The sequence below is a fragment of the Bacillus sp. FSL E2-8900 genome (genome assembly GCF_037966225.1).
Taxonomy (GTDB): domain Bacteria; phylum Bacillota; class Bacilli; order Bacillales; family Bacillaceae_G; genus Bacillus_A; species Bacillus_A cereus.
In genome coordinates this window covers 1,020,043-1,045,239 of record NZ_CP150193.1, presented here as the reverse complement: position 1 = coordinate 1,045,239, position 25,197 = coordinate 1,020,043, and the positions used below count along the sequence as shown (strand labels likewise).

Here is a 25,197-nt window from a genome sequence, read left to right as displayed (position 1 = left end):
CTCCAATAAAAACTCGGTTTATAGTGAGAAAAACACCAGCCTAAAAAAAGGACAGGTGCTTTTCCTCAAAAACACTCAATTATAAATTTTTCCCAGCAGTCCAACCACCATCAATTACAAAATTAGAACCAGTAATAAAGCGGGCCTGATCAGAAATCAAGTACTCAATACATGAAACAATATCCTGCGGCAACCCCCAAGTATCTAAAGATTGATTACTTTTTATCATAGACATCAAGGCTTTATTACTAAAGTATTCTTCTGTAAGTTCAGTTCTAATAACACCGGGAGAAATACTATTTACCCTTATATTTTGCTTACCAAATTCCATAGCCATCTGTTTAGTCAATCCGATTAAAGCATGCTTTGATGCAACATAAGCAGCTCGCTCTGGTTCAGCCATTAATCCAGAAACCGATGCTATATTCACAATACAACCTTTTATTTTCGATTCACACCATCGCTTAGCTACTTCCCTAGAAAGGATAAATGGGGCTACTAAATTTACATCAATTACTTTTTTAAACATATCATCGGATAAATGTAAAACAGGTGTTATCTCTCGAATACCAGCTGCATTTATTAATATATCAGGAGAAAGCTTTTCTAAATCTAATTGAGTAAAAAGATTATGAATCGCTTCGCTATTACTTAAATCAATTTGCACTACTTTCAAAGGCATATCTGTTTTCATATAATCTATTAAATTATTATTATTAATATCAAGCGCTATTACATAAAATGATTTTTCTAAAAAGTATTTTATACAAGCATGACCTATACCGCTATTGGCTCCAGAAATCATAATTATTTTATTCTCTCTCATTTTGTCTCCTTATAAGAAAATGTTACTAATAAAATATCACGAAAAGCCTCCGTACTACATTCTGTTCCAAGTGGCGTTACGGCATGGAAGACCTTTTGTCCAAATACTAAAGTTTCTAAAGGCTCCTTCAAACTTATAAACTGATTAATTTCCCGAGGAGAATTAGCTATTAAATTATCTCCACCAATAGCTGTATTACTTAAATTCATAAGGTGTAAAAATACTACTGGTTCATCATCTTTATGTAACCAAATAGGTGAACTAAAAGATGGTCTTTCTTTAGTAGCTTTATATCTTACTTGATGTAAACCTATAATTAAGTCTTTACTTGTATCTATTATATTTGTTTTAAATGCAAATTCAGTATCGAAACGCACGATATTTTGAATTAAAGGATTACATAAAAAGCTATCATTTATGCTATTGAACTGTCTAACTTTCCCGCCATCGTCATAGTTATATTCTTTAGATTGGAAGTAATCATTACTATTATCTAAAATATAATCTGGTGAATCAACATACTTTATATACCTTGAATAAGATCTAGCACGGCATTCACCGTACGCATCATCTTCCAAATTATAATAATCTAACTGTGCTTGTGTTAATAAACGATGATTCTCTTCCTCTTGTAAAAAGATTTCATTTGAGATTTCAAGGAATCCTTTAGATTCAAATTCATGTACCTTTTCTTCTATGCTAAACCCATTCATTTTACTAAGAACAAACGTCATTATAAAAACCTCCACACTATTGTATTTTTCTATCTCACCCTATGTTAGAAATGCAATAAGTAACCGAGATTCTTGCTTAATAAAATTTTAAATTATGATATTCAATTAATACACCAAATGAAATATATGTAATTCATTAAAATTATTTATTAAGCAATATTATATATCCTTTTGGTTATTTTTTCTAATTATCTGAAGATTTATCAACATTAGTCTTAATATTCGAAATTAAAGAAATGGATTTTTCAGAAAGATAAAACTGCGCGTATTGCAATTATTTATGTATATAACTTTTTTAAAAATTATATTTTAAAAATTATATTTTAAATATAGCTAGTTTTTTATAATTTTTTTGATATAATTACATACGGGAAAAGGGAAGAATTTTGTCTTCCCTTGTGTTTTTATTTGCATCTAGTACTTTTGCTAGATGCTTTTTTTTATGCTAAAAAAAGTATCCTCAAATACTTTGAGGATACCTTTTCACCTTTATTATCTCTGCTGTTTTCTACCTAATACGAGTAACCCAAAACTCATCATTACAAGAAGTGCTCCCATATATGGTTCCACAGGCATTTTCTGCCCTGTCTTCGGTAATTCTTTTTCAGGTTTCTCTGGATTCGGTGTTCCAGGTTTTTCTGGATCTGGTGTTCCAGGCTTCTCCGGATCCGGTGTTCCAGGTTTTTCTGGATCTGGTGTTCCAGGCTTCTCCGGATCCGGTGTTCCAGGTTTTTCTGGATCTGGTGTTCCAGGCTTTTCTGGATTCGGTGTTCCAGGTTTCTCCGGATCTGGTGTTCCAGGCTTTTCTGGATTCGGTGTTCCAGGTTTCTCCGGATCTGGTGTTCCAGGCTTCTCCGGATCCGGTGTTCCAGGCTTTTCTGGATCTGGTGTTTCTGGACCTGGTGGTGCTAAATGATTCAATTTGTTTAATACTTCTAATTGAACTGCATTTATCATTCCATTTGTAATTTCAAATGGAATTGGATTAGTTAATTTTTCATATCCTTTTGGTGCTTCTACTTCTACTAGTGTGTAGTTACCTACAGATAGATCTGTGATTTTTGCCTTTCCATCTTTATCTGTTGTTACTTTCACTACTACTTTTCCCTTTTCATCATGAACTTCAAACACAGCTCCTGATAAGACTTCCTTGCTTTCAGCGGCCATTTTTGTAATCTCCACTGCACCTTTGTCTAACTGTTCGTTCTCTACTTTCAATGATAAGACTTTTGTCATACCTTTTGTAATTTCGAATGATACTGGTTCCGTTAACTTTTTGTAACCTGGTAAGCTCTTCGTCTCTACTAATTTGTATTTTCCTACTGATAGATCTGAAACGTTTGCTTTTCCTTCTTTATCCGTCGTTACTTTCGCAACTACTTTGCCTTTTGAGTCACGTACTTCAAATACAACATTTTCTAATGGTGCTTTACTGTCTTTATCTATTTTTGTGATTTCTATATTCCCCGTATCTACCATTTCATTTTCTACAGTGAACGCTAAAGATTTTGTCATACCTTTTGTAATTTCAAATGGTACAGGCTTTTCTAATTTTTTGTAGCCTGGTAAACTCTCTACTTCTACTAGCTTGTACTTTCCTACTGATAAATCTGAAACTGTTGCTTTTCCAGCTTTATCTGTCGTTACTTTCGTTACTACCTTGCCTTTGTCGTCTTGTACTTCAAAGACTACACCTGCTAACGGTGCCTTATTATCTTTATCTATTTTTGTAATTTCTACATTTCCCGTATCTACCATTTCATTTTCTATTTTTAATGATAGAACTTCTGTCATACCTTTTGTAATTTCAAACGATACTGGTTCTGTTAATTGTTTGTAACCTGGTAAACTTTCTTTCTCTACTAATTTGTACTTTCCTACAGATAAGTCTGAGATTTTTGCTTTACCATTTTTATCTGTTTTTACTTCTGTTACTACTTTTCCTTTGTCGTCTTGTACTTCGAAGACTACGCCTTCTAATACTTTTTGACTATCTTTATCTACTTTTGTGATTTCTACTGAACCCTTGTCTAACTGTTCATTCTCTACTTTTAATGATAAGAATTCTGTCATACCCTTTTTAATTTCGAATGATACTGGCTCTGTTAGCTTTTTGTAGCCTGGTAAGCTTTCTACTTCTACTAGTTTGTAATTTCCTACAGATAGATCTGAAATTTTCGCTTTTCCTTCTTTATCTGTTGTTACTTTTGTTACTACTTTGCCTTGCTCATCTTGCACTTCGAATGTTACGCCTTTTAATAACGCGCCACTTTCTTTGTCCACTTTTGTAATTTCTACTGAGCCTTTATCTACTAATTCGTTCTCTACTTTTAGTGATAAAACTTCTGTCATGCCTTTTTTAATTTCAAACGATACTGGTTTTGCTAGTTTTTTATATCCTGGTAAGCTTTCTACCTCTACTAGCTTATATTTTCCTACTGATAAATCTGAAATTGTTGCTTTTCCTTCTTTATCTGTCGTTATTTTTGTTACTACTTTATCTTTTTCATCTTGCACTTCGAATGTTACGCCCGCTAATACTGCGCCACTTTCTTTGTCCACTTTTGTAATCTCTACTGAACCTTTATCTAACAGTTCGTTCTCTACTTTCAATGATAAAACTTTCGTCATACCTTTTGTAATTTCGAATGATACTGGTTCCGTTAACTTTTTGTAACCTGGTAAGCTCTTCGTCTCTACTAATTTATATTTTCCTACTGATAGATCTGAAACGTTTGCTTTTCCTTCTTTATCTGTCGTTACTTCTGCTACTACTTTGCCTTTGTCGTCTTGTACTTCGAAGACTACGCCTTCTAATACTTTTTGACTATCTTTATCTACTTTTGTAATTTCTACTGAACCTTTATCTACTAGTTCATTCTCTACTTTTAATGATAAGACTTCTGTCATACCTTTTTTGATTTCGAATGATACTGGTTCTGTTAATTGTTTGTAGCCTGGTAAGCTTTCTTTCTCTACTAATTTGTACTTTCCTACAGATAAGTCTGAGATTTTTGCTTTACCATTTTTATCTGTTTTTACTTCTGTTACTACTTTTCCCGCTTCATCTTGGATTTCAAAGACTACGCCTTCTAATGCTTTTTGACCATCTTTATCTACTTTTGTAATTTCTACTGAACCTTTATCTACTAGCTCATTCTCTACTTTTAGTGATAAAACTTCTGTCATACCTTTTTTGATTTCGAATGATACTGGTTTCGCTAGTTTTTTATATCCTGGTAAGCTTTCTACCTCTACTAGCTTATATTTTCCTACTGGTAAATCTGAAATTGTTGCTTTTCCTTCTTTATCTGTCGTTACTTTTGTTACTACTTTGCCTTTTTCATCTTGCACTTCGAATGTTACGCCCGCTAATACTGCGCCACTTTCTTTGTCTACTTTTGTAATTTCTACTGAACCTTTATCTAACAGTTCGTTCTCTACTTTCAATGATAAAACTTTCGTCATACCTTTTTTGATTTCGAATGATACTGGTTCCGTTAATTTTTTGTAACCTGGTAAACTCTTCGTCTCTACTAATTTGTATTTTCCTACTGATAGATCTGAAACGTTTGCTTTTCCATCTTTATCTGTCGTTACTTCTGTTACTACTTTGCCTTGCTCATCTTGAACTTCGAAGACTACGCCTTCTAATACTTTTTGACTATCTTTATCTACTTTTGTTACTTCCACATTTCCCTTGTCTAACATTTCGTTTTCTACTGTTAAAGCAAGAGATTTTGTCATACCTTTTTCAATTTGGAAAGTAATCGGATCTACTAATTGTTTATATCCTTTTGGTGCTTTTACTTCTACTACCTTGTATGTGCCGACTGATAAATTAGTAACTTGTGCTTGTCCTTTTTTATCTGTCGTTATTTTAGCGACTACTTGTCCTGCTTCATCTTGAATTTCAAAGACTGCATCAGCTAAAGCATCTTTATTTTCTTTATCTACTTTTGTAATTTCTACATTTCCTGTATCCACTAATTCATTTTCTACAGTCAATTGTAATGCTGTTACTCTACCCTTTTCAATTTCGAATGAAATTGGCTTTTCTAGTGGTTTGTATCCTGCCGGTGTTTCTACTTCTACCAACTCATACTTTCCAATAGATAAATCTGAAACGTTTGCTTTTCCTTCTTTATCCGTTTTTACTTTCGCAACTACTTTTCCTTTTGAATCACGTACTTCAAATACAACATTTTCTAATGGAGCTTTACTATCTTTATCTATTTTTGTTATCTCTATATTCCCTGTATCCACCATTTCATTTTCTACTTTCAATGATAGGACCTCGGTCATGCCTTTTTTAATTTCAAATGATACTGGTTTTTCTAACTTTTTATAACCAGGTAAACTTTCTACCTCTACTAATTCATACTTTCCTACAGGTAAATCTGAAACATTTGCTTTTCCTTCTTTATCTGTCGTTACTTTCGTAACTTCCTTACCCTTTTCATCTTGTACGATGAATGTTACTCCCGCTAACGGTGCTTTATTATCTTTATCTATCTTTGTTATCTCTATATTTCCCGTATCTACCATTTCATTTTCTATTTTTAATGATAAGATCTCGGTCATACCTTTTGTAATTTCAAACGATACTGGCTCTGTTAATTTCTTATAGCCTGGTAAACTTTCTTTCTCTACTAATTTGTACTTTCCTACTGATAGATCTGAGATTTTTGCTTTACCATCTTTATCTGTTTTTACTTCCTTTACTACTGTTCCAGCTTCATCTTGCACTTCAAAGACTACGCCTTTTAATGCTTTTTTGCTGTCTTTATCTATTTTTGTAATTTCTACTGAACCTTTATCTAACTGTTCATTTTCTACTTTCAACGATAGGACTGTTGTCATACCTTTTGTAATTTCGAATGATACTGAATCTGTTAGCTTTTTGTAGCCTGGTAAACTTTTCGTCTCTACTAATTTGTACTTCCCTACTGATAAATCAGAGATTTTTGCTTTACCATCTTTATCTGTTTTTACTTCTGTTACTACTTTGCCTTGCTCATCTTGCACTTCGAAGACTACGCCTTCTAGTACTTTTTGGCTATCTTTATCTATTTTTATAATTTCTACTGAGCCTTTGTCTAACTGCTCATTTTCTACTTTTATTGCTAAAGATTTTGTCATACCTTTTTTTATTTCAAATGGTACTGGTTCTGTTAGCTTTTTATAACCTGGTAAGCTTTTCGTCTCTACTAATTTGTACTTTCCTACTGATAGATCTGAAACGTTTGCTTTTCCATCTTTATCTGTTACTACTTTTCTTACTACTCCATCTTTCTCATCTTGGACTTCAAATTCGACACCCGCTAATACTGCCCCGTTCTCTTTGTCCACTTTTGTGATTTCTATATTACCTTTGTCAACCATTGCATTTTCCACTTGTATTGGGAATATGCCGTCCCCTGTTACATTTACTTCGAACTCTGCTTCTTTTAATTGGTAGCCTTCAGGCGCTTTCGTTTCTTTTAAAATATATTTCCCTGGTGCTAACGGTTTAGAGATTGCCTTACCATCTTTATCTGTAATAATATGTTCGACTACTACACCGTCTTTTACTATATCAAACTCTGCATTTGCTAATGGTTTTTCACCATTTTCCGAATCAATTTTCTTTACTTCAATTTGACCCTTTTGCATAGTATTTTTAATTTCAATTGTTTTTGTTTCTCCAGCTTGAAGTGTAACCTCTACTGGTTCTTTTAATTTTTGATATCCTTCTGGTGCTACTGTTTCATATACTTTATACGTCCCAGGAGCTAAAGGTTGAGGTACTGAAAAACCTTTTTCGTCCGTTTTCAGTTTTGCAACAACTTCATTTGCACTATTTCGGACTTCAAATTCGGCACCTTTTAACCCTTTGTTCGGATTCTCAGAATCTATTTTATGAAGCGATACTGTACCATCTTTTGGAGCTTCAGGCGGCGTAATAGTTACTTCTTTTGATGTTAATGTTTTATCATCAAAATGTAATTCCGCTTTATTAGGAATCTTCTTATCTACGTAAGAAGATAAGTCTGCATCATTTTTAATTTTCGCCTTAATACTAAGATTAATTATCTGGTCTTCATATGACTTATAGTCAAAATTCTCACCAAACGTAAATGTTACTTCACTTCTTTGCTTATCTATCTTTAACGTCCCTTTAGAAGTAATATCTTGGCCATTTTGATCATACACTTTTGCCTCTAATACTTCTAAAACATCTTCTAAATCATCACGAATTACCATTGATGTGTATTTAGGAGGATCGTTTGGTATATGTGTACCAACTTGGTATTGAATCACTTGATCCATTTGTGTTAGCTGCTCATTCTCTACAAGCTTGCCATTCTCATCAACTATATTTTTTTCAATACTAGGTGGATTATCGTCACCTGAACCGGTTCCCCCTCCACCACTTACGAATACTTGTCCTACTTTTTCTTCAGTTTTAATATTTTTACCTTCTAATTTCACAGTATTTTTATGAGGCTTTGCAGAAGGATTAGTAATCTTTGTTTTATATCTTAAAATATAACCTTTTGAACTGTCTGGAAACTCAATTGTAAATCCAGCCTTTGTTGCATTAATTTTAATGTTAGATAAATCTGCTGGCTTAATATTTGTTGGTGCATAACCATCTTCAAATACAGCCTCTTCTAATACTACGCTGTCTGTAATTAACTCATGCCCAGGTCCTAATGTATCTGTTAATTTAAGATCTTGCATTTCTGTTCCAGTTGCATTTACATATACAAGCCAATCAGCAATCGAAGGATCTTCTTGATTATAAGAACCCCATTTCAATAGATTATCTGTATTGGGCTGTGGCTTCGGTCTCTCTGTCGTATTACTTACATTTACTTCTTTATTGACGATTTGACCATCAACGTTAAATTCTAATGGAATTTCTTTAACACCATCATATGCTTCTAGACCAAAGTAGAATTCTACGAATAAAGAACCTTTAATGTTATTCTTTCCTTCTACGTAATCCCCCATAGTACACGTTAATAGACCCTTTTTCATCTCACATGTACCAACTATTTTTCCTTCAGCATCTTTTAAAGGAAAACTCATATTCATAAGGTCTTTTCGAAACTCTTTTGGCATATCAATTGTGAATTGATCTCCACTTTTTATTTTTTCTTTAGCTGACCACTTCACTTCTACTTTCATACCATCTGAGGCTTGATACGGTTCAGATGTCGTGCCATCAGTACGGGAAATATTAATTTCGTCCACTGGACTTTTCATCACAGCAGCTTGAATAACTGGAGCCCACACATTCAGCACTGAAAATAATACTAGAAAAACTAATGAAACCATTGAAATATGTCTTTTAGTACTTTTCATTTGCATAGTTCCCTCCTATTTTTTATATTTATATAACAAAAAAAGACCGTCCGGTTGCATCAAAAATGTGCAACCAGACGATCTTAGTAACCAATATGTATTACCGTAGACTCTAAGCTTTGCGGCCTATCCTTTCGAATAGTGTGCTAAAAATATCTTTTATTCTTTTTTTGTTTCATTTTCCTCTTAAACCAAATATTACTATACCGTCTGGACGGTTATAATTCAATACTCTATAAAATTGTTCTATTTTTCTAATAAAAAAAATAATTCACCACTACATTAAAGAAGCAACGGTGAATTATTTTTACATTATATAGTTCGTATATTCTATTTATATGAATTCCTAATAAGAGCTTGAATCACTTTTTCTCTTAACTCAGGGCTTAGTCTTCCAACCCCTAAATATTCCGAATACCATAATCCATCTGCTGCTAATCTAATAATTGTTGCACAAACTGCATCTATCTCATCGTTTTCTATATTCTTTTGCAGTTGCTGAAATGATTGTTGTAATGGCTCAAGTAATTCAGGTTTTAACATGAATGCTGCCATCATACTACTAGATAACTCTTCTGTTCTTCTCTCATTATTTAATCTTTCCTCTACAAAAGAGCGAACCCATCTCCCTTTCTTCTCTGCGTCTTCCGCTACTTTATTGTAAATGGCTCCCTCATAATCCTCTACCCCTCTGACTATCATACCTTCTATTAAAGCTTCTTTATTTGAAAAGTGATACAATAATCCACCTTTACTTACACCCGCCTCTTTTGCCACTGCTTCTAATGTTAATTTAGCAACCCCTTTACATTGCACAATTTGAGAAGCGGCCGCCAAAATCTTTTGCCGCGTTATGCTTATACTCATTCCTTTTTAAAACCCCATTTCTACTAAATTTATATAAATACGAATCTTATTTTTAATATTGTTGATTACTACTAAGTATTTTCTTTATACAACAAAAGCTTCATTACCTTTGAATTTTTAGTTACTTATTCTATTAAAAATTTCCATATCATTCAATATGATAACATTAAACACACAAAGCTGACTATACATCTATACTTTTGTATTTATTGAAAATATATCCATTAATAAAATTTACCAATTTAGTCCTTCTTATTACCTTATAAGACGGCAGTAATTCTTTCAGCACTAAATAAAAAATGTTATTACTCCCATTGAATTGAGTAATAACATTTCACTTAACAAATTCGCTGCCAACTAGCATCCTTCACATCTTCACTAGTCGGTTTTCTAACTAATCCAATAAAACATTCCTCGCAAGCACCAAATGCAATAAAATTTTTCTGTGCTTGTCTTAACGAGACTTCATTTGCACCGCCTTCAAAGTCAGGATCGTTAAACTGTACCTCATCATCTTCCCAGTAACATATATTACAAATTTCATATGTACCTGGTGGTTCTTCTTCTATTGTTCTATACCCGCAGCACGGACATGTATATTTCATTCTGTTACTCCATTATTCATTTCTTTTTTCTCCCATATATTCCGGCCCATAAAGAATGTAACAGCGCAAATCATAGTTATTACCATGAAAGTAGTATTAGAATCCTCATATGTAGTTGGAATTCCAACCGTTACAGAAACAATACTAAAAGCTAAAAGTAGATATAATAATAAAGATATAATATAGCTGAGTTTAAATCGTAAAATGATACCTCTAAACAATAGCTCACCAAGTAGACAGCCACCTAAAATAATAGGTACTCCGAAATACAATGTAAGGACTCCCATTTGCGCAGTAGATTGAATTATCTTTCCAATTATGTTCGGCGAAACCAGCTCACTATTGTTTCCCATCCTATCATATAATTCAAGTGCTGTTGCTGAAATAAAGAAACTTAATATAGAAAATGAATACGGTATTAAAAATTTGCTCACTCTCATTCACCTCGCTTGTTTCTTTACATATATTATTCATTATTTTCGCATAAAAAAATAGCCCGTCTTCCGCGAAAGGCGAGCCGTTCCACTTAATTCTCACTTAACTTCTTCTTATACCAATCCTGCATTCTCTCCGCATCTTCTACTCTCGTATGCTCTATTTTGTAACTAGATGATGCACTCGAAAACTTATACGTACATAAATCCGCACGGCGCTGGAAATATGATTGTGTCTTCTCCATTGATTGGACGTGTCTTCTTCTAATAAGTCCTGTATATTTTCCGACGCTACGATAGACAAGTGTAATTTGTTCTCCGTTAACACTGTAACCATTTGTTTTAAATGTTGCGTATCCAAGTGTAAAGATAAAGATTGCGAGCGGTAGTAATGCCCACATGATGTAATACTTTTCAAAGTATATGCCTATTCCAGTAAGCGGGATTGCGAGCATAGCGAAAAAGATGAAACTATCAATGAGATAGCGGCGCAATGCTGCTTTTGGTAACGAAGTAATATTTGCATTCAGTTCGTATGGTAATTGTAAATGCGCGAGTAACTGTTGCACTCGATCTTTTCGAATGATAGGATGCAGTGTAACTTTTTCTTTTTCGTCACCCGTTCCCTTACTTTGAATGACTTCTACTTGCACAGCACAATAACCGAACGGTTGGCGTAAAATACCTTCTTTTATCGTAATCCCTTGAATACGGTGCAATTTTAGTACGAGTTCTTTTTTCTCCAGTAATCCTTGCGAAATACGGACTTCGTCATTTCTTCGATTCACTGTGAAATCTCCATGTTTTAGCGCATAACCAATTGTCGATATAATCCACGAAAGGACGAGCAAAATAGCTATCATCAAAATCCAGCCATATATATCATGTTCCATTACATACGACTTTACGCTATTCTCTATCCATTTCGGAATGTACTCATCTACTTGGTGATACACAAAAAAGATTAATGAGAATAATAATCCAAATTGACCAGATGTAACAGAGGCTATTAAAATCTCTTTCCACGTTAATTTGTATTCTCTCGCTTGTTTTTCCTCTGTAATAATTTCTTTTACTTCTACTTCTTCTAATGTTTTTTCTACTTTCAATTCTGAAGCCGACTCATTTAACATTGCGATAAGCTCTGTCGCTTCTTCTACCGTAATTCCAGCTAAGCTAACTTCTGCTTCATCGCCTCCGCCAGCTGTTTCAATCTGAATTTTTTTCAAACCGAGCATTTGATATAGTACGTTAGAACTTGTATTAATCGTTTGAACACGTTCTTTATTTAAGTAGCTCTCCTTTTTCACAAAGAGACCTTGTTTCACATGTAATACGTTATTTTCAACCCAGTATGTTGTGTAATACCATTTTTCAAACGCTGAAAAGACGGTGAGTAAACCGAATGCAGTGGGAATTAAATACCAAAACGGGAACTTTCCGTTTAAGCTAAACATGAAAATAATGAGTGGTATAAAGTCTGTTATTTTTAACTCTAATAACATCGTGATTGGATGCTGCCTTTTATACATCCTCATCACTCACTTTCGCTAATTCTGCGATTTTCGTTTTCAACATTTCAGCTTCATACATCGTTAAACCTGGGATGCTATGAGAAGTTGCTGCTGTTGAAATGTGTAATTCTGCTAATCCGTATTTTCTCATAATTGGCCCTTGTTCAATCGTTACGTGCTGTACACGAATCATCGGCACTAATACGCGCTTAACAACGAAAAGGCCATGCTGAATTTCAAGTTCTTCTTCATTTAGTTGGTAGCTGTAATAACGTTGACGTAGTTTCGGAAACGTAAAGTAATCAAACGGTGTATATACGATTGTTAATCCGATGAGCACATAGAAAATCCAAGCCCACCAATTAAACTTAATCATAAAGAAAAGATATGCAAAAATGACTATAATACTGATTCCTAGCTCAATTAAAGAACGCGCTTTCCACACCTTGACCATGTCAGGGTGAATTTCATTTTTCAATGGATCCATGTAACCACTCCAAATCTAGTAATCTAATATATGAATACTCTCAATCTATATTTTACGTAACTTTACAGAAAATTGGAATTTAATCTTCTTTCTTCTCAGGAATAAAATATCCGAACCAAAGTAGCCAAATGAAACCGATTAACTTCATCCAATTTCCATCCGCTTGAAAAGCTTCAATCATACCTGGTATTTTATAAACCCCAATAAATCCAAGAAAACCGAGCCACCAGTTTTTTTGCATTTTCATTTTTACTCCTCCTTCATTACGTTTTTCACATTTCGAATCCAAATTTCTTTATACTTTAACTGGAATCCCATGAGCATATAGTTGCTCATATTATCGATCACGAGCGCTAGCGTATGAGCATTTTCTTCCGTTTCATGTTGTGACACAACGCCCAGTCTCGCGCCTTTCTTCAATAAATCATGGAAACCATGCAAAAAATCCTCTTGTATTTCAAATAAACGTTTCTGATACTTTTCATTTCGCGATGCAGTTACGATAAATTCATTGATAACGCGTAGTATTCCTTCTTGCCCTTCATACTCAGAGAGCATATGTAAACCATCTGCGATTAGCTTTTCTGCAAAGTTTTCTTTCGTATACCGCTCTTCATTAAAGTATTTTGTAAAATGATAATCAGAAAAAATCTCTTCAAATAAAAAATCAACTAACGCTTCTTTAGAAGAAAAATGATAGTAAATAGCCGGTTTTGAAATACCTACCTCTTTCGCAATCATGGAAAGACTCATCTTCTCAATGCCGTGTTCTGCCATAAGTTTAAATGATGCCTCTACAATGTTCTGCGATGTTTGTAAATTCTTCGTCATACTATACCTCACTTGTTTTTACTTACCGTTCGGTAAGTAAATTATAAAACAAAACGAAATGATTTTCAATTTAGTTAGCACTACAGAAGGTATTTATTGGAAAATACAGAAAGTTATAAAGTAAAAGCAACATATAAGAATAAGGAGGATATCATATGGGACTTGGTGGTAGTGGTGGTAATGGCGGCGGTGAAGCGGGACAAGCTGGTAAGAGCGGATTTTCATTAATCATTGTACTTTTTATCGTATTGATTATAGCTGGAATTAGCTATATCGGACTTAGCTTCTAAGAAAAGGCGTCCTACATTACATATGTAGGACGCCTTGTTTTTAATCTCTATTCAGCAATCGCATACGATAACAATTCATCGTCACTTCTCCAAGCCTTTGCAGTAATTGATAGTTCGCATATGCGCCGACTGGGGCACCGATTACTGGTACGAGCTGAAGCATTTTCGCTAAATCAATATAGTCTCGGTACTCTGTTTGGAACTTTTCCCAGTCCATATGATTTTCTTTTTCTGTATCCCACGTTTCGATTGCTTTCCATATTTCTTTTCGGTGATCGTCACTTGAAAAGGCAAGTTGGAAAACGTGAAGGATAAAAAGACGCTCTTCTTGTTTACTCGTATCAAATCCGTACAATGTCGCTGCATCGAATAAAAATTTAATTTTAATTGTAAGTAAAAGCGGAAAGTCAGCAAGACCGAGGAGAATACCACCAGCTCCAGTCCCTGCTCCTTCTGCCGCTGCTATTTTTTTGTACTCATCCATTTTTTTACGAACTTCATCGTCACGTCTTTGCAGTGACCATGTCGTCTCTTTTAGCTTCGGCTTTATAAAGTTTGACCCGGCGCTAATCGTTTGCACCATCATACGAATCGTCTCTGTTAGTACCTTTTGTACTTTCGCCGGAATGAGCTGTTGCACCTTCGTCTGCACTTTTTTGGAGAACCGTGTCATCATAGAAGAATCTTTCATGAATGTAGCTTTCCACTGCTCCAATTCTTTTATAACCTTCTCTTCGTATGTAATCATAGGTTCATTCCTTTCAATTTAAACGCTCAATGCGCTTCGCCCCGTATTGGTAAACGAAACCGATACTAAATAATATGCTTACGATAAGTAAAATTCCTGTCATCATGAAATCTTTCGTTGCTAGTGCAAATATAACTGTAAAGATTACGCTTCCGATGATTAGAATCGCGTTTAATAAAGCAAGAAAATCTTTCTTCTTCTCTTCTCCCCCTACTGGATACAAATCAAGCCAAATTTTCATGCGATGATGTTTCCATAAAGTTAATAGCTGATAACCGATTAAGTATAGGAAGATAAGGCTTACAATAAATCGTCCATATAAAAATGGAATGAAGTAAAGAATTACTCCGCCAAGAGCGAGCAGACGCACATATAATCCAAAATAATTACCAGATCTTAAAAATGTTCTCGTATATAAGTATAAATATGTACGCTTTTCGCCTATCATCGACAGAATGAAATCTAGCCATTTTCTGCGGGCTACTCTTTCTTTTAATGCTGGTACATCAACGAACATGTTCGCAATGCGGTACAGTAGCATCATCTTCTTACCTTCTTCGGAAATTAAATACTCCCAGTTTAGTGGCTTTCCTTTGACCATTTGATGCATGATAGCAAGGTATAACACCATGAGAAGGACGATTCCACCAATGAAAAGAACTGAAGTACGTTCTACAAGGAAATATACAAATAAACCGTTTAGGATAAAACGAATAAACCAATCAGCCCTTTGTATATTTTGATCTGTTAAAAATGACTTTTCCCACGCTACAAATAAATTCCACGCTTTTACAATGACAAATGCGAGTACGATCCATATGTAGCCAGCTCCTGTTTGCTTCATTTGTTGGAAGTATAACGGAGCAAGCGCGGCTGCTACGATTGCGATTATGTATAACTGAATCATAAATGTAAAAAGAAATGCCTTTGTGAAGTAAGGTTTTAACTTTTCTTCAACTGGCAGTAAGTAAACGAGATCCGCTTCTTTTAATAATGTTTGAATGGATCCAGCCGTTAACACGAGTCCAATTAATACTGCCATTACGAGCGCAGTTGGAAACGAAGTTGTTAACGTTTGTAACCATTGCTGGTAATAATACGCTCCCGCACCGATGATGAACACGAAAATAAATTTCAAATGATCATTAAATACGTATTTACTATATGTACGAACTTCTTTTAGAAAGTGACGAAATCGTTCTTTCCATAACGCTGTGCTATTCATAATCTTCTTCCTTTGTTAGCGCGATGTAAATATCATCTAACGTTGCACCTGGCATATTAAACTGTGATTGCAGTTCAGATAGCGTTCCCTTCGCTCTTACTTCACCTTGATGTAAAATAATGAACGAATCACAATAACGCTCTGCCGTCGCTAAAATATGTGTGCTCATTAAAATACCGGCACCACTCTTTTTCATTTGGTCCATCATTTGAAGAAGGGATTGAATCGCTAACGGATCTAATCCAACGAAAGGTTCATCTACTATGTAAAGAGATGGCTCCACTAAAAATGCGCTCATAATCATTACTTTTTGTTTCATCCCTTTTGAGAAATGAGATGGAAACCATTTTAAACGATTTTTCATACGAAACTCTTGTAGTAGTTGTCCTACACGTTCTTCATATTGTTTTTCATCCACGCCGTACGCCATAGCTGTTAATTTCAAATGCTCTTCTAACGTTAATTCATCATATAATACCGGCGTTTCCGGAATAAATGAAAAGCTAGAACGGTACGCTGTCATATCATCACGAATTGTTTTCCCATTAATTGTGACAGTTCCTTTTTTCGGTTCCATTAAACCGATAATATGTTTAATCGTCGTACTTTTACCAGCTCCATTTAAACCGATTAAGCCGACAAGTTCGCCTTTATTAACAGAGAACGAAACGTCTTTTAATACAGGTCGTTTCGTATATCCTCCTGTAACATTTTCCACACGCAATAACTCGCTCATACGACACCACTTTCTTCATTAGTATTCATTCTATATTCATCTTACCAAAAATTATGCTGTACTACATAGTATCCATGTACTCAAAAAAAATTTTTAAATTTATTAGCATATAATTTCCCGAAAGCGGACATCATAATTATTGAAGAAGGAACACATTGAAAAAGCAACCACCAATTGATGAGTACAACAACATAGTGAAGTCATCATGAAATGGGGTGTCCAAGTTGGACAATGAAATTTACACATAACCAGATCATTTGTTTCATTTTCGAAACGGGGTGTCTCTGAAAGAGCATATACTGTTTTAAAAAATAAACAATTTCATTTTAAAAAAGATTGCAATTCATTTCACTTGAAAATGGGGTGTCTGCGGCAGAAACTTTAGCCGATTTACCGTGCATTTCTTAAATAAATGAGGTGTCTGCGAAACGTAAATTACGATAATGCTTTTTCAATCCCTCTTCAGAAAACAGGAAGCTGAGTCAGCTTCCTGTTTTTCGTGTTTGTTCTCTTATGTAATTATGGTAAAATACGGCTAAGGATATTTGAAAGGATGAGATCAATGAATCATACAGCAGACAATTGTATTTTTTGTAAAATCATTGACGGGCAAATCCCTTGCTCAAAAGTATACGAAGATGAATATGTGCTTGCATTTTTAGATATTAGTCAAGTAACAAAAGGACATACTCTTGTTATTCCGAAAGTTCACAAACAAGACATTTTTGCGTTAACGCCAGAAATCGCATCACACATTTTTTCTGTCGTTCCAAAAATCGCAAATGCGATTAAAGCAGAGTTTAATCCAGTTGGCTTTAACCTACTTAACAATAACGGTGAAAAAGCTGGACAAACTGTGTTCCACTTCCACCTTCATTTAATTCCACGCTACGGTGAAAAAGATGGTTTCGGTGCTGTTTGGAAATCACACCAAAATGAATACACTATGGAAAATTTACAAAACATCGCAAGTACAATTGCAAATAGTGTGAAATAATGACACTATAAGAAGGCGTAATACATAACAAGCCACTTCCCTGAAGTCATCAAATTCCGCATGGCTTGTTTCTTTACTTAAAATGCTCAGGGATGATTGTTTGTGCATAGCACATATAAGAAAGATATGCATATTTTCCCATCATGAATACGAACAAAAAATAAGGAGGTCTCCTTTTATGTCAAAAGCTAAATCCTTTATTACAGGTGTTATTTGCGGCGGAGCAGTTGCTGGACTAGCTGTTCTTTTCTCAACTCCTTCTTCTGGTAAAGACATGCGCGGCAAGTTAAAAGAAAAAGGAAATGATATTAAAAAGACTTTAGCTGATATTACAGCTGATACGAAATTATTAAAACGTCAAATCGTTGAAACTGCTTCAGAAGGTAAAGAAGTGTTCCAAGAATTAAAAGACGATATGCACGATACACTTTCTAACTGGAAGCAAGATATTTCTCAAAACAAGCGCCATATTGAGAAAGAAATTTTGGACATCCAAAAGTCAATTGAGAAACTACAAGAAGCTGTTCCAGAAAAAGCGTAAACAAATTCCTGCTTAGTTTTTTGCATATAACAAATATTTTTTATATAAATTGACCTTGACACGGCATGTCGTATAGATATGCCGTGTTTTTATGCATTTACAATATATGTTATCACTTAACATGTAAGGACAACGTATGTATTCACGACTCATAAAACGCTTCCATAGTTATGCATGATTTGTATAGAATGTCATTTTTCCGAAAAATTTTCACAATTCTCACAAAAAGACTTTATTAATTTTTATTTTACTGGCATAATAGATAGTAATGAAAAAAGAATGTTAAAGTGGGTGAGTAAATGAAAAGTGGAGAAAAAGATTACTCGGTAAAAGAAGCGATGATTTTCAGCCAACGCATTGCTCAATTATCGAAAGCGTTATGGAAATGTGTAGAGAAAGATTGGCAGCAGTGGATTAAACCTTACGATTTAAATATTAATGAACATCATATTTTAACAATCGCTTATCATTTAAAAGGGGCTTCTATTTCTGAGATTGCTAAGTTTGGAGTTATGCACGTATCAACGGCGTTTAACTTCTCTAAAAAGCTAGAAGAACGTGGCTATCTTGTATTCTCAAAAAAGGAAGATGATAAACGAAATACGTACATTGAAATTACAGACAAAGGGGAAGAATTACTACTTCGCTTAATGGAGGAGTATGATCCTGAAAATAATTCAGTGTTTAATGGGGCTCTTGCACTTCGTAATTTTTATGGGAAGTTCCCAGAAAATATCGAACTGATTGCAATCCTGCGTAATATTTACGGACAAGACTTTATCGATATTTTTGAGAAATCATTAGAAGATATTGAAGAGAACTTTACAGAATCCGATCAAAAGTTAGTTAAGAAATAATCTATTTATTTTTTCGCAATCATGCTTAAGAATTCATTCATAAGCGGCTTAAATAAACCTTGTTTTGCTAGCGCTTCCGCAGTTTCGTGTACTTCGAGCTGATGTGGAAGCGCTTTTTCAAATTGATCTAACAGCGCATCGAACAGAAGAAGCCCTTCTGCTTTCTCCGCTACATATTGCTCGTTCAGTTTTTCACAAAGATTTAGTATACGTTCAATATCTTTTTTACGAGCTTTTTTCTTTATGATCAAAGAATAAAATGGACACTTCTCTTCATCAATCATTTTAAATAGTAGGTCTACATAGTATTCAGCTTGTTCTAATCTTCTAACAACGTCCATTTTCTCCCTCACTTTCTAACACAAAGTCTTCTATTTCTGAATTTTGTAACACGAACAAAATATCGTGTGATACAATATATGTATATGTATTTTAGCCAAAAGGAGGTCTCGCCTCATGACACTTATAACAGTTGTTTTTGTCGCATTCGCACTTCTTGTTATATTTTACACGAATTTCATGACACATACACTGTGTGAACGAAAACAAATAGCTGCGAGCCGCCAGCCCGGTGTCTTTCGGGTTATTAATGTATGTATAACAATTTTATTAATTTCTAGTTATATAGAAATTATATTTCATGGAAAGTGAGGAAGGAAAGCCCCTTCCTCACTTTTTTCCTCTATAAGCAAATTATACCTACAATAACCAATAAAATAAACAGTACAAGTAATAAAATAAGTTGAGAATTCATCCCCATCCCCTCCTCTATTCTGTATATGCGGCATGCGCCCAATATGGCACACTTTCAAAATCTGACACGTGCTGGTTATTTTTTCTTTATCAATATGAAAACGGTTCGAAATATGATATATTAAATTTTGTACATATTGCTTATACTATAGAACAAAACATTCATCAAAACTTTATCCTCAGCCACGGTAAGCCCTGTTAAGCGCGCTTTACCAATATAAAAAAGCAAAAGTATCAGTGAGACTTAATCGGGCTCTTATGAATCAAAATTCATTGGTGTAGGATAAATTAAAAATACATAATAGTAGGAGTGTTTATCGAATGAAGAAAGCTATGCTTGCCTTAGCCGCAACAAGTGTAATCGCATTATCAGCATGTGGAACATCATCATCAGACAAAATTGTTACATCTAAAGCTGGTGACATTACAAAAGAAGAATTCTACGATCAAATGAAGACACAAGCTGGTAAACAAGTACTAAACAACATGGTTATGGAAAAAGTACTTATTAAAAACTACAAAGTTGAAGACAAAGATGTAGACAAAAAGTTCGATGAAATGAAAAAACAATACGGTGATCAATTCGATACACTATTAAAACAACAAGGTATTAAAGAAGAAACGATAAAAACTGGTGTGCGTGCTCAATTAGCTCAAGAAAAAGCGGTTGAACAATCGATTACTGATAAAGATGTAAAAGCAAAATTCGAGGATTATAAAAAAGAAATTAAAGCAAGTCATATCCTTGTAAAAGATGAAGAAACTGCTAAAAAGGTGAAAGATGAACTTGCTCAAGGTAAATCTTTCGAAGAATTAGCAAAACAATACTCTGAAGATACAGGCTCAAAAGAAAAAGGTGGCGACTTAGGATTCTTCGGACCAGGGAAAATGGTAAAAGAATTTGAAGAAGCAGCTCAAAAGTTGAAAAAAGGTGAAGTAAGCGAACCTGTAAAAACACAATTCGGTTACCATATCATCAAAGTAACTGATAATCACGCAGATGCAAATTTCGATAAAGCAAAAGCTGATATTAAAAAATCACTAGTTCAAGAAAAAACACAAGATGCTCAATTTATGAACGATCTTATGATGAAAGAAATCAAAAAAGCTGACGTAAAAGTTGACGATAAAGATTTAAAAGATCTTTTCGAAGAGAAAAAAGCTGACGATAAAAAAGAAGAAAAGAAATAATGAAGTAAAAAAAAGCTTGGGCTTCGGCCCGAGCTTTTTTATGTATCCTCTTCGTTAATGAAAGTTTATTTTTTCATTCGTTTAACTAAAACCATCTTTTATGCATTTCACTTAAAAACATTTCTGTAATTTTAAATCCAGAATTTTCTCCTATAATAGAGTCAATCCCGCAATGCGGACAAACTGCTGTGTTATCATCATCCCACCACTCTGTAATTTTTTCTGGATGAAAAATTTCTAAACAATAGAAACAACCACATATAACATCCTTTTCTAAGTGCTTTCTATTACGAGAACAAAAACGATGCGCTTCCTCAAAATATTTTTGCATCAGTATCCCTCTATTCCTGATTTTCTTTTTTGCTTTACTTACATTCTCCTCAATAAAATTGCAATTCTTCCTTAAAAAAACACAAAAAAACCTTGATCCACGCCACGCAGAACCAAGGTTTATCTTATTATCATTGATTAAATGAAAAAACTATGTTAAATTAGAACAGAAACACGTTTCCTAAAACGAAATGAACGTATTTATCCGTATCTTAATTGTACACCAAAACACATCTTCAGTCAACCTCTATTTTTCACTTTTAAAGGAGTGCTACCGTATGAACAAAAAACTTGATTTAGAGCAAAAACGATTGGATACCGTAATTGAAACAATTACGGAGCAAATTGATAAACTGGAAAACGAAACTGGCAGACGCCGGGCAGAAGTAATCAATATTCGTAAACACTTTTGGGATGACGTGAAAGTGAATACTGATACTTTCGATGATTATCTTGAAACAGTTATCAACTTAAGACAACAAGCTCAGTCACTAGCTGTCACACAAATTACCCATAAGCACACCTTTAATCGACTTGCCGCATTAAGACGTATGCATAAAGCACCTTATTTCGGACGAATTGATTTCAAAGAAGAAGGAGAATCTGCCGCGGATCAAATTTATATCGGCGTCGCTACACTTACTGATGCAAGCGGAGAAAACTTCCTTATATATGACTGGCGCGCACCTATTTCGAGTGTGTACTATGATTATCCACCAGGACCTGCTGAATACAGTACACCAGGCGGCGTAATCCACGGTAATGTGGAGAAAAAATTACAATACATTATTCAAAATGGCGAGATTGATTCTATGTTCGATACGAGCCTTACAATTGGTGATGAAATCTTGCAACAAGCGCTTGGAAAAGGCACGAACAAACATATGCAAAGCATCGTTGCTACGATTCAGCGCGAGCAAAATGAAATTATCCGTCACGATGAAGGCCGACTCCTTATCGTGCAAGGAGCCGCTGGTAGTGGTAAAACATCAGCTGCCCTGCAGCGAATCGCCTACTTACTATATAAATATCGCGAATGGCTAAAAGCGGATCAAATTATTCTCTTCTCCCCTAACTCTATGTTCAATAGCTACGTTTCTAACGTACTACCTGAACTCGGTGAAGAAAATATGCAGCAAGTGACATTCCAAGAATATTTAAATCATAGACTAAGTAAGTCATTTGACGTTGAAGACCCTTATGAGCAATTAGAATATATGCTAACTGAAACAAATAGCCCTACCTATAAAACGAGAAATGCGAGCATCCGATTTAAAGCATCCACTCAATTTTTCGAGATGATTAGAGCGTACAGACAATCTCTTGAATCTTCAGGTATGCTATTTAGAGGAATGAAATTTAGAGGGAAACTAATCGCCTCAGCTAAAGAAATTACAGAGCAATTTTACAATACAGACTCCTCCCTTCGTTTCAATAATAGAATTGAAAAGTTAACGGATTGGCTAAATAAACAAATAGATGCACTTGAAAAAGCAGAATTGAAAAAGCCTTGGGTAGAAGAAGAAATTGAACTACTTAGTAAAGATGAATATCAAAAGGCTTATAAATATTTACAGAAAAAGGGCGAGTTTGACGACAACTCCTTTAACGATTTTGAGAAAGAAGCGAAAGTACTTGGACGTATGATTGTCCGTAAAAAATTGAAGCCTCTTCGTAAAGGCGTTCAAACATTGCGCTTTATCAATTTTACAGGTATATATAAACAACTTTTCACAGATGCATCATGGGTTACTGGAGAAAAACCGAAAGAGTGGGATGATATTTGCTCATTAACAGTAAATATGCTTGATGAAGGAAAGCTATATTACGAGGATGCGACTCCATTTTTACTTTTAAAAGAATTAATTGAAGGCTTCCAAACGAACAGATCGATTAAACACGTACTCGTAGACGAAGCACAGGATTACTCGCCGTTTCAGTTCGAGTTTTTAAAACGTCTCTTCCCTGCTACAAGAATGACGGTACTCGGGGACTTTAACCAAGCGATATTTGCCCATGCGAGTGAAACAGTGAATTTCAATACACTTACTAGCTTATACGGACCAGATGAAACGAACGGTATTAACTTAACTCGTAGCTACCGCTCAACAAAACCGATCATTGAATTTACACGTGCTCTCGTACCAGAAGGCAACAACATTCATGCATTTGAACGTGACGGCGCGAAACCTACAGTGACGAAAGTAGCTAATCACAACGAACTGCACGAACATATTACTGCAAAAGTTGCTGAACTACAAACAGAGCAGCACAATACGATCGCAATCATCTGTAAATCCGCAGCTGAAAGCGCCGCTGCCTACGAAGCACTTAATCATATCGAGAATATTAAACTTGTGAAAAGTAACTCAGCCGAGTATGAGCAAGGCATTGTCGTGATCCCCGCTTACTTAGCGAAAGGTATCGAATTTGATGCTGTTATTATTTACGATGCTTCTAAAGATGTGTACAGCGATGAGAGCGTTCGTAGATTGTTCTACACTGCTTGTACGCGCGCAATGCATGAATTGCACCTTTATAGCGTTGGCGAGGTTAGTCCTTTTGTGCTTGGGGCTGATTCGGAGAGTTTTGAGCTTATAACGAAAACACCTTGATAATCATCAAGGTGTTTTTCTCATTCTAAAAGGAATATCTTTACGTCGATATACACTTAACACAATTCCCATTATAAATGCATGAAACAGAGTTGGTATCAATCCGTAGCTAATAAAAGGTAATGATATAGAAACACGTGGTAATATCCCGAGGGTCATGCCAACGTTACAAATAAAATGGATTACAAAAAGAGTCACTCCGCCAACGAGAAGCAATTTACCATAACCATCATTTATTTTATAAGCTATGTTCATTATTCTTACTGCAAAAAGAGAAAGAATCACGACAAGAACTAGCGCAAGTACATATCCATAATAGTAAGTCAAACTTGCAAATACAAAATCAGTATGGGCAGCACGGATAGACTTTATATTTTCATATGTACCAAACCAACCTGCTGAAGACATCGCCTCTTTTAAACGTAAATACCATAGATCATGCTCTGGGTTTAACATTCCTAAAACTCTGGCCATACGGTATTCTTTTACAGCAGACCAGGAAAGTAGATCCCTAATAATCAATGGTACAATAGGTAAAATCGTAATGAGCCATGCCGTTTTCTTTCCTAACTTACTCCACCAAAGCATAACAAATACCATCGTAATGTAGATGAAAATGGGTAAAAGAATTGATATAGTTGAAAATAAATATAAAGAAAATACGTACAACATGAGAAGATGTATAAACTTTAACCTACTATTATTGAAAAACGAAGCCCAAGCTAAAAAGAAGAATGGTATCGTCATTAAACAGTCAATTTTGATGGGGCCAATTTTTATTATCGCTTCCCCAATCACGTAACCAGTCGGAAAACATTTTATAGCTAACAAGATAAGTATTCCAATTGTATAAAACAGCCACCCGAGTCTTTCTAGCTTCCGGTAATCAAGCAGCATCATCCCAACAGCTGTTGCAATGCCGAGAATTACAAAAATTACTTTGTTCATTAGTAAATCGTTCGTATGCCCAAGAGCGATTATTGGTAAAAACCCTAACCCCATAGCAGCTACTAATAAAATAAGTAAGAACCAATCCACCTTTGGCTTATGAAGTTTGTTAAGTTCCCGGCCAAGTTTAATCGGACTCCCCATTTGTTCAACAGCCTTATCTTCAGCAACTTCCTCACTTAATCCTTTATCCATCCACATATTCTTCGCCTGTTTCAAGTGAAAATTTAGTTCAGCTGCTACTAAGTCCTTCGCTTCTTTTGATTTAATATGGTTCGTAACTTCTTTTAAAAAACGCTCCCCTTTTTTGTTCAA

General features: G+C 34.8%; 24 protein-coding genes and 1 riboswitch. Of the genes, 7 read left to right on the top strand and 17 right to left on the bottom strand.

From position 1 onward, the window contains the following. Positions 1–79: 79 nt before the first annotated feature. The 10 genes from NST90_RS05395 to NST90_RS05350 form a co-directional block, all read right to left on the bottom strand. Positions 80–826, bottom strand: a complete 747-nt coding sequence (locus NST90_RS05395; protein ID WP_001208949.1) for an SDR family oxidoreductase — start codon at positions 824–826, stop codon at positions 80–82. Next, a complete protein-coding gene (locus NST90_RS05390; RefSeq protein WP_000144813.1) occupies positions 823–1,560 on the bottom strand; it encodes a 2OG-Fe dioxygenase family protein in 738 nt (245 codons plus the stop codon). Before NST90_RS05390 ends, NST90_RS05395 begins: the two co-directional genes overlap by 4 nt. Before the next feature lie 492 nt (positions 1,561–2,052). Further along, a complete protein-coding gene (locus tag NST90_RS05385; protein ID WP_231009187.1) occupies positions 2,053–8,919 on the bottom strand; it encodes a SpaA isopeptide-forming pilin-related protein in 6,867 nt (2,288 codons plus the stop codon). Positions 8,920–8,978: 59 nt separating this feature from the next. Further along, positions 8,979–9,071, bottom strand: a riboswitch (cyclic di-GMP riboswitch). A 172-nt stretch (positions 9,072–9,243) separates the two neighbouring features. Further along, a complete protein-coding gene (locus NST90_RS05380) occupies positions 9,244–9,780 on the bottom strand; it encodes a TetR/AcrR family transcriptional regulator (protein ID WP_000028016.1) in 537 nt (178 codons plus the stop codon). Between the two features lie 338 nt (positions 9,781–10,118). Further along, on the bottom strand, positions 10,119–10,385 hold the full coding sequence (locus NST90_RS05375; protein ID WP_000877835.1) for a CPCC family cysteine-rich protein: 267 nt from the start codon (positions 10,383–10,385) through the stop codon (positions 10,119–10,121). Continuing rightward, on the bottom strand, positions 10,382–10,825 hold the full coding sequence (locus NST90_RS05370; protein ID WP_074619093.1) for a hypothetical protein: 444 nt from the start codon (positions 10,823–10,825) through the stop codon (positions 10,382–10,384). Before NST90_RS05370 ends, NST90_RS05375 begins: the two co-directional genes overlap by 4 nt. Positions 10,826–10,911: 86 nt before the next feature. Beyond that, complete coding sequence (locus tag NST90_RS05365; RefSeq protein WP_000278230.1) at positions 10,912–12,351, bottom strand: PH domain-containing protein; 1,440 nt, start codon at positions 12,349–12,351, stop codon at positions 10,912–10,914. Next, positions 12,344–12,820: a PH domain-containing protein gene (locus tag NST90_RS05360; RefSeq protein ID WP_000371345.1), complete on the bottom strand. Its 477-nt coding sequence runs from the start codon at positions 12,818–12,820 to the stop codon at positions 12,344–12,346. Before NST90_RS05360 ends, NST90_RS05365 begins: the two co-directional genes overlap by 8 nt. A 79-nt stretch (positions 12,821–12,899) precedes the next feature. Next, positions 12,900–13,067, bottom strand: coding sequence for a hypothetical protein (locus NST90_RS05355; RefSeq protein ID WP_000783813.1), 168 nt, complete (start codon positions 13,065–13,067; stop codon positions 12,900–12,902). A 2-nt stretch (positions 13,068–13,069) separates the two neighbouring features. After that, positions 13,070–13,651 (bottom strand): TetR/AcrR family transcriptional regulator, encoded by a 582-nt coding sequence (locus NST90_RS05350; protein ID WP_000164838.1) that lies wholly within the window; start codon positions 13,649–13,651, stop codon positions 13,070–13,072. A 155-nt stretch (positions 13,652–13,806) separates the two neighbouring features. Between NST90_RS05350 and NST90_RS05345 the strand changes: the two genes are divergently transcribed. Beyond that, the gene (locus tag NST90_RS05345; protein ID WP_078186684.1) at positions 13,807–13,941 is read left to right on the top strand and encodes a YjcZ family sporulation protein; all 135 of its coding nucleotides are present in this window, start codon (positions 13,807–13,809) and stop codon (positions 13,939–13,941) included. Between the two features lie 40 nt (positions 13,942–13,981). Here NST90_RS05345 and ecsC read toward each other — a convergent pair whose 3' ends face one another. From ecsC to ecsA, 3 genes are read right to left on the bottom strand one after another with little or no spacing between them, the layout of a single operon-like run. Then, on the bottom strand, positions 13,982–14,689 hold the full coding sequence (gene ecsC, locus NST90_RS05340) for an ecs operon protein EcsC (protein ID WP_000634142.1): 708 nt from the start codon (positions 14,687–14,689) through the stop codon (positions 13,982–13,984). A gap of 13 nt (positions 14,690–14,702) precedes the next feature. After that, positions 14,703–15,914, bottom strand: coding sequence for an ABC transporter permease EcsB (gene ecsB, locus NST90_RS05335; RefSeq protein ID WP_001089131.1), 1,212 nt, complete (start codon positions 15,912–15,914; stop codon positions 14,703–14,705). After that, positions 15,907–16,650 (bottom strand): ABC transporter ATP-binding protein EcsA, encoded by a 744-nt coding sequence (gene ecsA / locus NST90_RS05330; protein WP_001292603.1) that lies wholly within the window; start codon positions 16,648–16,650, stop codon positions 15,907–15,909. The genes ecsB and ecsA overlap by 8 nt, the downstream gene beginning before the upstream one ends. 562 nt (positions 16,651–17,212) lie before the next feature. On the opposite strand from ecsA, the gene NST90_RS05325 reads away from it, so the two are divergent. The 3 genes from NST90_RS05325 (at position 17,213) to NST90_RS05315 (ending at position 19,045) form a co-directional block, all read left to right on the top strand. After that, positions 17,213–17,647 carry an HIT family protein gene (locus NST90_RS05325; RefSeq protein WP_069604502.1) on the top strand — a complete coding sequence of 145 codons (435 nt, stop codon included), beginning with the start codon at positions 17,213–17,215 and terminating at the stop codon, positions 17,645–17,647. Between the two features lie 178 nt (positions 17,648–17,825). Next, entirely contained in the window at positions 17,826–18,188 is a 363-nt protein-coding gene (locus tag NST90_RS05320; protein WP_000030300.1) for a YtxH domain-containing protein, read from the top strand. 299 nt (positions 18,189–18,487) lie between these two features. Continuing rightward, complete coding sequence (locus tag NST90_RS05315) at positions 18,488–19,045, top strand: HTH-type transcriptional regulator Hpr (RefSeq protein ID WP_000834924.1); 558 nt, start codon at positions 18,488–18,490, stop codon at positions 19,043–19,045. Between the two features lie 5 nt (positions 19,046–19,050). On the opposite strand, the gene NST90_RS05310 is transcribed toward NST90_RS05315, so the two are convergent. Continuing rightward, on the bottom strand, positions 19,051–19,386 hold the full coding sequence (locus tag NST90_RS05310; protein ID WP_044307203.1) for a DUF1878 family protein: 336 nt from the start codon (positions 19,384–19,386) through the stop codon (positions 19,051–19,053). A 115-nt stretch (positions 19,387–19,501) separates the two neighbouring features. Here NST90_RS05310 and NST90_RS05305 point away from each other — a divergent pair, with 115 nt between their 5' ends. Further along, complete coding sequence (locus tag NST90_RS05305; RefSeq protein ID WP_000172690.1) at positions 19,502–19,696, top strand: hypothetical protein; 195 nt, start codon at positions 19,502–19,504, stop codon at positions 19,694–19,696. Positions 19,697–19,727: 31 nt separating this feature from the next. Here the strand turns inward: NST90_RS05305 and NST90_RS05300 are convergent, their stop codons facing one another. Further along, positions 19,728–19,841, bottom strand: coding sequence for a YjcZ family sporulation protein (locus NST90_RS05300; protein ID WP_306302919.1), 114 nt, complete (start codon positions 19,839–19,841; stop codon positions 19,728–19,730). Positions 19,842–20,119: 278 nt separating this feature from the next. Here NST90_RS05300 and prsA point away from each other — a divergent pair, with 278 nt between their 5' ends. Further along, complete coding sequence (prsA, locus tag NST90_RS05295) at positions 20,120–20,989, top strand: peptidylprolyl isomerase PrsA (RefSeq protein ID WP_044307201.1); 870 nt, start codon at positions 20,120–20,122, stop codon at positions 20,987–20,989. Between the two features lie 85 nt (positions 20,990–21,074). Here the strand turns inward: prsA and NST90_RS05290 are convergent, their stop codons facing one another. Continuing rightward, positions 21,075–21,320 (bottom strand): hypothetical protein, encoded by a 246-nt coding sequence (locus NST90_RS05290; protein ID WP_001174905.1) that lies wholly within the window; start codon positions 21,318–21,320, stop codon positions 21,075–21,077. Positions 21,321–21,597: 277 nt separating this feature from the next. Here NST90_RS05290 and helD point away from each other — a divergent pair, with 277 nt between their 5' ends. Further along, on the top strand, positions 21,598–23,934 hold the full coding sequence (gene helD / locus NST90_RS05285; protein ID WP_048534225.1) for an RNA polymerase recycling motor HelD: 2,337 nt from the start codon (positions 21,598–21,600) through the stop codon (positions 23,932–23,934). A 6-nt stretch (positions 23,935–23,940) separates the two neighbouring features. On the opposite strand, the gene NST90_RS05280 is transcribed toward helD, so the two are convergent. After that, on the bottom strand, positions 23,941–25,197 hold the full coding sequence (locus NST90_RS05280; protein ID WP_016122057.1) for an FtsW/RodA/SpoVE family cell cycle protein: 1,257 nt from the start codon (positions 25,195–25,197) through the stop codon (positions 23,941–23,943).

Bases quoted from the DNA above. Each gene is read 5' to 3' on its own strand.
- NST90_RS05395 (WP_001208949.1), bottom strand. From the start codon at position 826: ATGAGAGAGAATAAAATAATTATGATTTCTGGAGCCAATAGCGGTATA.
- NST90_RS05355 (WP_000783813.1), bottom strand. From the start codon at position 13,067: ATGAAAATGCAAAAAAACTGGTGGCTCGGTTTTCTTGGATTTATTGGG.
- NST90_RS05305 (WP_000172690.1), top strand. From the start codon at position 19,502: ATGACACTTATAACAGTTGTTTTTGTCGCATTCGCACTTCTTGTTATA.
- ecsA (WP_001292603.1), bottom strand. From the start codon at position 16,650: ATGAGCGAGTTATTGCGTGTGGAAAATGTTACAGGAGGATATACGAAA.
- helD (WP_048534225.1), top strand. From the start codon at position 21,598: ATGAACAAAAAACTTGATTTAGAGCAAAAACGATTGGATACCGTAATT.
- ecsB (WP_001089131.1), bottom strand. From the start codon at position 15,914: ATGAATAGCACAGCGTTATGGAAAGAACGATTTCGTCACTTTCTAAAA.
- NST90_RS05325 (WP_069604502.1), top strand. From the start codon at position 17,213: ATGAATCATACAGCAGACAATTGTATTTTTTGTAAAATCATTGACGGG.
- NST90_RS05350 (WP_000164838.1), bottom strand. From the start codon at position 13,651: ATGACGAAGAATTTACAAACATCGCAGAACATTGTAGAGGCATCATTT.
- NST90_RS05315 (WP_000834924.1), top strand. From the start codon at position 18,488: ATGAAAAGTGGAGAAAAAGATTACTCGGTAAAAGAAGCGATGATTTTC.
- NST90_RS05390 (WP_000144813.1), bottom strand. From the start codon at position 1,560: ATGACGTTTGTTCTTAGTAAAATGAATGGGTTTAGCATAGAAGAAAAG.
- NST90_RS05320 (WP_000030300.1), top strand. From the start codon at position 17,826: ATGTCAAAAGCTAAATCCTTTATTACAGGTGTTATTTGCGGCGGAGCA.
- ecsC (WP_000634142.1), bottom strand. From the start codon at position 14,689: ATGATTACATACGAAGAGAAGGTTATAAAAGAATTGGAGCAGTGGAAA.
- NST90_RS05375 (WP_000877835.1), bottom strand. From the start codon at position 10,385: ATGAAATATACATGTCCGTGCTGCGGGTATAGAACAATAGAAGAAGAA.
- NST90_RS05365 (WP_000278230.1), bottom strand. From the start codon at position 12,351: ATGTATAAAAGGCAGCATCCAATCACGATGTTATTAGAGTTAAAAATA.
- NST90_RS05360 (WP_000371345.1), bottom strand. From the start codon at position 12,820: ATGGATCCATTGAAAAATGAAATTCACCCTGACATGGTCAAGGTGTGG.
- NST90_RS05290 (WP_001174905.1), bottom strand. From the start codon at position 21,320: ATGCAAAAATATTTTGAGGAAGCGCATCGTTTTTGTTCTCGTAATAGA.
- NST90_RS05370 (WP_074619093.1), bottom strand. From the start codon at position 10,825: ATGAGAGTGAGCAAATTTTTAATACCGTATTCATTTTCTATATTAAGT.
- prsA (WP_044307201.1), top strand. From the start codon at position 20,120: ATGAAGAAAGCTATGCTTGCCTTAGCCGCAACAAGTGTAATCGCATTA.
- NST90_RS05345 (WP_078186684.1), top strand. From the start codon at position 13,807: ATGGGACTTGGTGGTAGTGGTGGTAATGGCGGCGGTGAAGCGGGACAA.
- NST90_RS05380 (WP_000028016.1), bottom strand. From the start codon at position 9,780: ATGAGTATAAGCATAACGCGGCAAAAGATTTTGGCGGCCGCTTCTCAA.
- NST90_RS05385 (WP_231009187.1), bottom strand. From the start codon at position 8,919: ATGCAAATGAAAAGTACTAAAAGACATATTTCAATGGTTTCATTAGTT.
- NST90_RS05310 (WP_044307203.1), bottom strand. From the start codon at position 19,386: ATGGACGTTGTTAGAAGATTAGAACAAGCTGAATACTATGTAGACCTA.